Origin of the sequence: Pantoea sp. GCM10028869, assembly GCF_042666835.1 — a bacterium.
GTDB lineage: Bacteria > Pseudomonadota > Gammaproteobacteria > Enterobacterales > Enterobacteriaceae > Pantoea > Pantoea leporis.
Genome location: NZ_JBHTGO010000010.1, coordinates 138,189 through 146,152, shown reverse-complemented (window position 1 = coordinate 146,152; position 7,964 = coordinate 138,189). Strand labels below are relative to the sequence as shown.

Genomic DNA, 7,964 nt, shown 5'->3' with positions numbered 1-7,964 from the left:
CGAAACACCTGAAATCAGAACGATTGTCTGATATCAGTACAGAATCGGTGGAGCGGTAGTTCAGTTGGTTAGAATACCTGCCTGTCACGCAGGGGGTCGCGGGTTCGAGCCCCGTCCGTTCCGCCACTTAATTGATAAGCCCTGACTGAAAAGTCAGGGCTTTTTCATGTCTGCAATTTTGTCATTATTGTTGATAAAAAATCAAAATTATTCTGCTTATATACGGATTTTTCGGCAACAATAAACCTGCCAAAATAATTCCCATCGAAACATAACGCTATACGATGAGGAAATTATGACAATCCCCGCCTTTGGTTTAGGTACTTTCCGCCTGCAAGATGACGTTGTAATCCATTCAGTTAAAACTGCGTTGGAACTTGGCTATCGCACAATTGATACTGCGCAAATCTATGAAAATGAAGCGGCTGTGGGCCAGGCGATCGCTGAGAATGGCGCAGCACGTGGCGACTTGTTTATTACCACTAAAATTTGGATCGACAATCTTTCGGCTGAAAAGTTGATTCCCAGCTTGAAAGAGAGCCTGGCAAAGCTGCGCACCGGTTATGTCGATCTCACCTTAATCCACTGGCCTTCTCCCGGATCGGCGGTATCGGTGAAAGAGAGCATGTTGGCATTGATGGCAGCAAAAGAAGCAGGGCTGACGCGTCAAATTGGTATCTCAAACTTCCCAATTGCTTTGATGAAAGAGGCGATTGACGCGGTTGGCGTGGAAAATATAGCGACTAACCAGATTGAGCTGCATCCCTTTTTGCAGAATCGGCAGGTGGTTGATTTTGCTAAAAAGAATGGTCTTCACATCACTTCTTACATGACGTTAGCTTATGGAGAAGTGCTGAAGGATGAGGTAATTAATACCATTGCACAGAAGCACAAAGCTTCTCCGGCACAGGTTGTTTTGGCATGGGCGATGAAGTTAGGTTACGCGGTGATCCCGTCATCAACTAAAAGTGAAAACCTGGCGAGCAACATGACAGCGGTTGATCTGCAGCTAGACGATCAAGATATGGCAAATATTGCCGCGCTGGATCGTCATCAGCGCTTAGTGAGTCCAGAAGGTCTGGCGCCAGACTGGGATTAATCACTGCATCCCTTTTCAGCCCTGCACTCGCCAGGGCTGAGCTTTAACCCATTCACTCAGAAAATCGATAAACGCCCTGACGCGTTGGCTAACTCCTAAGTCACTGTAATAGACTGCATTAAAAGGCATCTCAACTGGAATACGCTGTTCAGCAAGCAGTTCAATAAAAGTACCATCAGCTATCTCTTTATCCACCATAAAATCTGATAAACACGCGATACCTTGGTCGCCTAGCACTAGCTGTTTAAGCGTTTCGCCGCTGTTAGATGACATTCCTGGCGTGATGTCATAAAGATCGCCACCTTCATCTGCGACAGGCCAGCGATTTAAGCGTGGCGTTTCAACGAAGCCAAGGCATTCATGCTGAGCCAAATCAGCGGTTGATGCAGGGACACCATATTTCGCCAGATAAGCCGGCGTCGCCACTAATTTGCGATAGCTTATAAAGAGCAAACGAGCGCGCAGTGTAGAATCCGTCAAATTGCCAGCGCGAATCGCCACATCGACTTTACGTTCGATGAGGTTAATAAAGCTCTCTGAAGAGATGAGCGATAGTGTGATATTGGGATAGCGCTCACGAAAGGGTTTAATCATCGGTAGCAACAGATGCAGAATTACGGGTGTGGCAGCATCAATACGAAGTATGCCCTGAGGCACCATCTGACGCTCAATCAACTCGCTCTCGGCGGTTGACATCTCCTGCATCAACTTTTGCACGCGGCGAAAATAATGCTCGCCCTCATGAGTGAGCGCTAGCTGACGCGTAGTACGCGTTAAGAGCGCGACACCCAGCTTATTCTCCAGTTTTTTAACCGTACGACTCACCGCTGAATTGGCCATGTGCAACTGCTCTGCAGCGCGACTGAAGCTGCCGCTCTCCACTACAGCGATAAACACCTTAAGCTCATCTGACGATGCTTTCATTATCCCTCCAAAAGCAAAAGTCCACTCTCACTTTGCATCTTTTTGTCATTAAAGCATGCGGCAACACTAATGCCCATCAAAACCTTAATGGGAGTTAATCATGCCAATTGCACTTTGGGCGCTGACGATCAGTGCCTGTGCGATCGGAACGACAGAATTTGTTATCGTCGTTCTGAGCCCAACCATCGCTGAACAACTCCGTATTACGCTGCCTGCCGCAGTGAGCGTGATTCTGCATTGTTGAACATTATGGATTGGCGCAAACCCCGTGGATCGGTACGGTGTATGTACCTGGCACGCTGCTGCTAGTGCGATTGAGTGGCCAACTCGATAAAACTCAGACTGCGATAGCGATGGAATAACCCGCACGAAAGCCTGCCAGCTGGCAGGCTTTTACATTGGTAAGCTGTGAGGCGAATTCCGACAATCAAGAACACCAATTGAAACCCCGCGCTAAAATCCCTATAACAGTCAGGTGAAGTGCGAGTCGTAAACCAGTTGGGCGGGAAAGTGCGGAAAAAAACTTATTCAATGCGTTATGTAGCAGGTCAGCCAGCAGAACGGATTTTTCCGCCGGGGGCAATGCTGCATCTTGGGCAGGCATTACCGCCTGGCGCACCTTTGCCAGCTGATCCCACACTGCGAGTTTTAGTCTGGAATATCTTCAAGCAACAGCGTGCAGACTGGATGTCTGTGCTCCAGGGTTTTGGCAAAGATGCCCACCTTGTTCTGCTGCAGGAGGCGCAGGCCACGCCTGAACTGGTCAAATTCGCCACCAGTAACTATCTCGCGGCCGATCAGGTGCCAGCCTTTGTCTTACCGCAACATCCTTCCGGCGTCATGACGTTGGCGTCTGCGCACCCTGTGTACTGTTGCCCACTACGGGAACGTGAGCCGCTGCTGCGTTTGGCCAAATCTGCGCTGGTCACGGCGTATCCATTACCCACGGGCGAAATGCTAATGGTGGTGAATATCCACGCGGTCAATTTCAGTCTCGGTGTCGATGTCTACAGCAAACAGTTGGGGCCGATTGGCGAACAGATTCAACATCATCGCGGACCGGTGATCATGGCGGGGGATTTCAACGCCTGGAGCCGCCAGCGCATGAATGCGCTGTATCGCTTTGCGCGGGAGATGTCTTTGCGTGAGGTGAACTTCACCGATGACCATCGCCGAAAAGCCTTTGGGCGCCCACTGGATTTCGTCTTCTACCGCGATATGAAGGTCAGTGAAGCTTCTGTACTGGTGACGCGCGCATCAGATCACAATCCGCTGCTGGTTGAGTTCAACTCTCTCTACGGTATCGAGCGTTAAGCCAATACGCTCGAGCTCCCGCTTCGCAACCGTCATAACATTCAGCTGAAAATATTACAGCATAAGGTAAGTCAGTGCCTGAACAGGCGATATGCAGAATTTAGCAGAAGCAGAAAATGAAAAAGGCTGACAAAAGCCAGCCTTTTCGGGACATTAGGTATCAGGTGTTGCGCTATTATTCACAAACAGCGTGAGCTTGTCGCCCGGCTGAATGTCTTTAGCGTCACTGTTCCAGCGCATAACGTCTTTGGTGTTCACACCGTGGCGTTTAGCAATACTGGCAAAAGAATCACCCTTACGTACACGGTAGGTGATGCTGTTGCCGTTATCAGCCAATTGCGTGCTCGCTTTGCCGCTCACGGTCAGAGTCTGACCGGTACGAACTGAAGCGCTGCGCAGATTGTTCTGCTGTTTCAGTGCACTGACGGTTACGCCAAGCTTGTTGGCAATGCCAGACAAGGTGTCGCCTTTGCGTACCATATAGCTGTTTCCTGCCGCACTGACTTTCGCCATCTCGGTAGGCTGCACGGAAGCGATATCACCGGAAGCCAGTGAATCGCGCAACTTAGCAACGTTGGACTTAGGCACCATAATGTAGTGCGGTCCATTTGGCGCAGTGGCACCGTTTTTATAACCGGCATTAAATGTCTTCAACTTGCTGAGAGACATTCCGGCCATATCGGCGGCCTGCGTCAGTTCAATCTGCTGTCCCACCTCTACGCGAGCTAAAGCACGGCTCTCGTTCGGGGTCGGCAGTTTGATACCGTAACGCTTGTTGTTCTTGAGAATCTCACTCAAGGCCAACATTTTAGGTACGTAAACCGTGGTCTCGCGGGGCAGCGATAAACTCCAGAAGTCAGTCGGCTTACCGCGCGCCTTATTCTGTTTCATCGCCTTCAGCACACGTCCTTCACCGCTGTTATAGGCGGCGATGGTCAGTAACCAGTCGCCGTCAAACATACCGTTCAGACGCTGCATCATATCCAGCGCTACTTTGGTCGAGGCCACCACATCGCGGCGTCCGTCGTACCATTGGTTCTGTTTCAAACCATAGTTTTTGCCCGTTTGTGCAACAATCTGCCAGATGCCGGCGGCATTCGCAGAAGATGTTGCGTGTGGGTCAAAAGCGCTCTCCACTATGGGTAGCAGTACCAGTTCCATCGGCATTTTACGTTTCTGTATCTGCTCGACAATCCAGTACATGTACGGCTCTGCCCGTAATGTTACATCGTGGAGATAGCTCTTATTTTTTAAAAATTTTGTTTTTTGTTCGCGGATCCGGCTGTTTTCCGGAATCCCCATCTTCAACTCGTCACTAATGTGATTCCAGAGATCAGTATCTTCTGCGAGGCTTGTTCCATCATCCTGCCATCGCGGCGACAACAATCGATCTCCGTACTTTCCATTTTCACCTTGACCAGCTGAAGACAGACTCTGGGCATGCTGTACGGGGATATTGGCGTCATTCCTTGATGCCTGACATCCTACCAGCAAGACCGAGGCGAGTAAGATCGCTTTAGCCTTCATGTGTGTGTCAATAGTTCGCTTAAAAGACGAGCAACTATACGTGACGGTCCACCACAACACAACCTCAAATATCAAAAGCGGTCTTTCTTCTCGCGTAGATCGGCGAAAGTTTGCCATAACGCTGATGATGAGACATTAGTGCCTAAAGCCTGTTGTAAATCAGCCTCTTGCGTGCGTAAAAATAAATTTATTTCCCGCTCTAAGGCCAGTTTTGTTGGTAAAGTGATGCGGTTTTCTGCGCGTAAGTCCTTAATTTGCTGATACCTTGCCAAAATTTTAGGGTCATGGGGCAGAATAGCCGCAGCAAACTTCATATTGGATAAAGTGTACTCATGCGCGCAGCAAACGAGAGTATCTTCAGGGAGCTGATTAAGTTTTTGAAATGATTCGAACATTTGCTCTGCAGTGCCTTCAAATAAACGCCCGCAGCCGCCAGAAAACATCGTGTCACCACAGAAAAGATAAGGGGAGCTGAAATATGAGATATGTCCTAAAGTGTGACCGGGTGTTGCGATGACACGGAAATTCAGCCCAAGCAGGGTAAATTCATCACCTTCGGCCACAATACGCTTCGCCCCTTTATCTGCCGTTTCCTCTGGACCGAAAACCGCCAATTCGGGATAGTGCTGCAGCAGCTCATCCACACCGCCGACGTGATCGTGATGATGATGTGTCAGCAAAATCGCCACGGGTTGCCAATGATTGGCCCTGATTTTATCCAGCACCGGCTGTGCTTCGCCGGGATCGACTATCAAACACCTATTGTCATCGTCCGTTAGTGTCCAGATGTAGTTATCCTGCAATGCGGGAATGCTGGTAAGATTCATAAACACCTCTCAGGTCGTAGAAAAAGGAAAATGGTAGAGCATGAAGCCGGCTAAAACACGCCAAATCCTGACCGCACCGCGCTCCTGGCGCGATATGCCAATGGGAGACTATTTTCGCGACGCGCTCACTCAGCAACTGCAGCCTTATCTCGGCAAGCTATATGGCTTTCATATGCTTAAAATTGGCAGCCTCAGCGCAGAAATCAACACCAGCCAGTGTGCCATATCGCATCAGGTGAATGTGGGCATTGAGGGCGATGAATTACAGGTTATCGCCAATAACACGCAATTACCCTTTGAATCTAAATCCGTTGATGCCTGTTTACTGGCGCACACGCTGGCGTGGAGTCAGGATCCGCACCGCGTACTGCGTGAAGTAGATCGGGTATTGATCGATGATGGCTGGATGATCATCAGCGGCTTCAACCCTTTCAGTTTATTAGGGATTAGCAAAGGCATTCCGGGTCTGCACTCGCGCGCGCCGTGGAGTGGACGGATGTTCAGCCAGGTACGATTGCTCGACTGGCTGGGCCTGCTGAATTATGAGGTGGTTTACCGCACCCGTTTTCAGGTGGTGCCGTGGCATCGGCAGGGCGGCAGGGTGATCAGCGCGCATTTACCGGCGCTCGGTTGTTTGAACATTGTGGTGGCACGTAAACGTACGTTCCCGCTAACGCCCACCAAAATGAAGAAGAATCTGAGTCAAAGCCAGCTACGGCAAACGGTTAATGTCACGCGCCAGTTTCGTGAAGTGAAGGATCAGGATTCAACCTGATAGCCGATATCATCCTGAGTGGGATTTCCCGCCGCGCTGCGTGCCAGTTCGTCGCAGCGTTCGTTCTCCGGATGCCCGGCGTGGCCTTTTACCCATTCCCACTTAATTTCATGGTTGCTGAGCGCCAGATCGAGACGTTTCCACAGATCGACATTTTTTACCGGTTTTTTATCGGCGGTTTTCCAGCCGCGCTTCTTCCAGTTGTGGATCCAACTGGTGATACCCTGACGAACATATTGGCTGTCGGTGCTGATCACCACCTCACACGGCTGTTTTAACGCTTCGAGCGCCACGATAGCCGCCATCATTTCCATGCGATTGTTAGTGGTGAGGCGATAACCTGTACTGAACTCTTTTTCATGCGCGCCATAACGTAAAATGGCGCCATAACCGCCGGGACCGGGATTGCCCAGGCAAGATCCATCGGTGAATATTTCTACCTGTTTGCGCATCTCTGGTAGACTTCCTTCTGACAAAACGCCAAGTCTGACATAAAACGAGTCCTATGAGCACTGCAAATAACCGCCAGATCGTCCTCGATACTGAAACCACCGGCATGAACATGATCGGTGTGCATTATGAAGGACATCGCATCATTGAAATTGGTGCGGTTGAGGTGATCAACCGTCGCCTGACCGGCAACAACTTCCACATGTATTTGAAGCCCGATCGGCTGGTGGATCCGGAAGCGTTCGGTGTTCACGGTATCGCCGACGAATTCCTTGCCGACAAGCCGATGTTTGCGGATATCGCCGACGAATTCCTTGATTACATCCGTGGCGCAGAGCTGGTGATCCATAACGCATCGTTCGATATCGGCTTTATGGATTATGAATTCGGCATGCTGAAGCGGGATATCGGCAAAACCGAAACCTTCTGCCAGATCACCGATAGCCTGGCGATGGCGCGTAAGATGTATCCCGGCAAGCGCAACAGCCTCGATGCATTGTGCAACCGTTATGAAATCGACAACAGCAAGCGTACGCTGCACGGCGCACTGCTCGATGCCGAGATTCTGGCCGAAGTATTCCTGATGATGACCGGCGGTCAAACCTCGCTGGCATTTTCTCTGGACGGTGAGCAGAACAATCAGGGCGGCGCGGAGAACATTCAGCGCATTGTGCGTCCGAGTTCAGGTCTGCGCGTGGTCAGCGCCAGCGATGAAGAGATTGCTGCGCACGAAGGTCGTCTGGATTTGGTGCAGAAGAAGGGTGGTAGCTGCTTGTGGCGCGTGTAAAACGGCTGATTTTGCGTGCAAAATCGACGTTAAGCTGAAAAAAACGTCAAACGAAACATTCCCACAGAAAAAGCGTTGACGGGTGTGAAAGCTGCTATTAATATGCGCCTCGTTCTCGACGGGGAACAAAGCGCGGAGCGGTAGTTCAGTTGGTTAGAATACCTGCCTGTCACGCAGGGGGTCGCGGGTTCGAGCCCCGTCCGTTCCGCCAATCTATTTAAAGAAGCCGATGCAGAAATGCATCGGCTTTTTGCTTTTTCC

Annotated in this window: 7 protein-coding genes, 2 tRNA genes and 2 pseudogenes; 7 read left to right on the top strand and 4 right to left on the bottom strand. The window is 50.4% G+C overall.

Annotated features, from left to right (window positions below; all coding sequences use genetic code 11):
- Window positions 1-49: 49 nt before the first annotated feature.
- A tRNA-Asp gene (locus ACFQW4_RS21220) sits at window positions 50-126 on the top strand.
- 169 nt (window positions 127-295) lie between these two features.
- Window positions 296-1,099 (top strand): 2,5-didehydrogluconate reductase DkgB, encoded by an 804-nt coding sequence (gene dkgB / locus ACFQW4_RS21215; RefSeq protein WP_377727283.1) that lies wholly within the window; start codon window positions 296-298, stop codon window positions 1,097-1,099.
- Between the two features lie 15 nt (window positions 1,100-1,114).
- Here the strand turns inward: dkgB and yafC are convergent, their stop codons facing one another.
- Window positions 1,115-2,023: a DNA-binding transcriptional regulator YafC gene (yafC, locus tag ACFQW4_RS21210; protein ID WP_377727280.1), complete on the bottom strand. Its 909-nt coding sequence runs from the start codon at window positions 2,021-2,023 to the stop codon at window positions 1,115-1,117.
- Window positions 2,024-2,123: 100 nt separating this feature from the next.
- On the opposite strand from yafC, the pseudogene ACFQW4_RS21205 reads away from it, so the two are divergent.
- Both ACFQW4_RS21205 and ACFQW4_RS21200 read left to right on the top strand, forming a co-directional pair.
- Window positions 2,124-2,243: pseudogene (locus tag ACFQW4_RS21205) on the top strand (MFS sugar transporter); the annotation flags it as partial.
- A 290-nt stretch (window positions 2,244-2,533) separates the two neighbouring features.
- Window positions 2,534-3,337, top strand: a complete 804-nt coding sequence (locus ACFQW4_RS21200; protein ID WP_008105211.1) for an endonuclease/exonuclease/phosphatase family protein — start codon at window positions 2,534-2,536, stop codon at window positions 3,335-3,337.
- Between the two features lie 153 nt (window positions 3,338-3,490).
- Here the strand turns inward: ACFQW4_RS21200 and mltD are convergent, their stop codons facing one another.
- Complete coding sequence (mltD, locus tag ACFQW4_RS21195; protein WP_377727276.1) at window positions 3,491-4,864, bottom strand: murein transglycosylase D; 1,374 nt, start codon at window positions 4,862-4,864, stop codon at window positions 3,491-3,493.
- A gap of 71 nt (window positions 4,865-4,935) precedes the next feature.
- Window positions 4,936-5,691, bottom strand: a complete 756-nt coding sequence (gene gloB, locus ACFQW4_RS21190; RefSeq protein WP_336767213.1) for a hydroxyacylglutathione hydrolase — start codon at window positions 5,689-5,691, stop codon at window positions 4,936-4,938.
- Window positions 5,692-5,731: 40 nt separating this feature from the next.
- Here gloB and ACFQW4_RS21185 point away from each other — a divergent pair, with 40 nt between their 5' ends.
- Window positions 5,732-6,466 carry a class I SAM-dependent methyltransferase gene (locus tag ACFQW4_RS21185; protein WP_061723590.1) on the top strand — a complete coding sequence of 245 codons (735 nt, stop codon included), beginning with the start codon at window positions 5,732-5,734 and terminating at the stop codon, window positions 6,464-6,466.
- Here ACFQW4_RS21185 and rnhA read toward each other — a convergent pair.
- Window positions 6,451-7,018, bottom strand: a pseudogene (gene rnhA, locus ACFQW4_RS21180) (ribonuclease HI). The gene ACFQW4_RS21185 and the pseudogene rnhA sit on opposite strands and share 16 nt — an antisense overlap.
- Here rnhA and dnaQ point away from each other — a divergent pair.
- Entirely contained in the window at window positions 6,972-7,703 is a 732-nt protein-coding gene (dnaQ, locus tag ACFQW4_RS21175) for a DNA polymerase III subunit epsilon (RefSeq protein ID WP_110867826.1), read from the top strand. The pseudogene rnhA and the gene dnaQ overlap by 47 nt on opposite strands.
- A 134-nt stretch (window positions 7,704-7,837) precedes the next feature.
- A tRNA-Asp gene (locus ACFQW4_RS21170) sits at window positions 7,838-7,914 on the top strand.
- Window positions 7,915-7,964: the final 50 nt, after the last annotated feature.

Bases quoted from the DNA above. Each gene is read 5' to 3' on its own strand.
- dkgB (WP_377727283.1), top strand. From the start codon at position 296: ATGACAATCCCCGCCTTTGGTTTAGGTACTTTCCGCCTGCAAGATGAC.
- yafC (WP_377727280.1), bottom strand. From the start codon at position 2,023: ATGAAAGCATCGTCAGATGAGCTTAAGGTGTTTATCGCTGTAGTGGAG.
- mltD (WP_377727276.1), bottom strand. From the start codon at position 4,864: ATGAAGGCTAAAGCGATCTTACTCGCCTCGGTCTTGCTGGTAGGATGT.
- gloB (WP_336767213.1), bottom strand. From the start codon at position 5,691: ATGAATCTTACCAGCATTCCCGCATTGCAGGATAACTACATCTGGACA.
- ACFQW4_RS21185 (WP_061723590.1), top strand. From the start codon at position 5,732: ATGAAGCCGGCTAAAACACGCCAAATCCTGACCGCACCGCGCTCCTGG.
- dnaQ (WP_110867826.1), top strand. From the start codon at position 6,972: ATGAGCACTGCAAATAACCGCCAGATCGTCCTCGATACTGAAACCACC.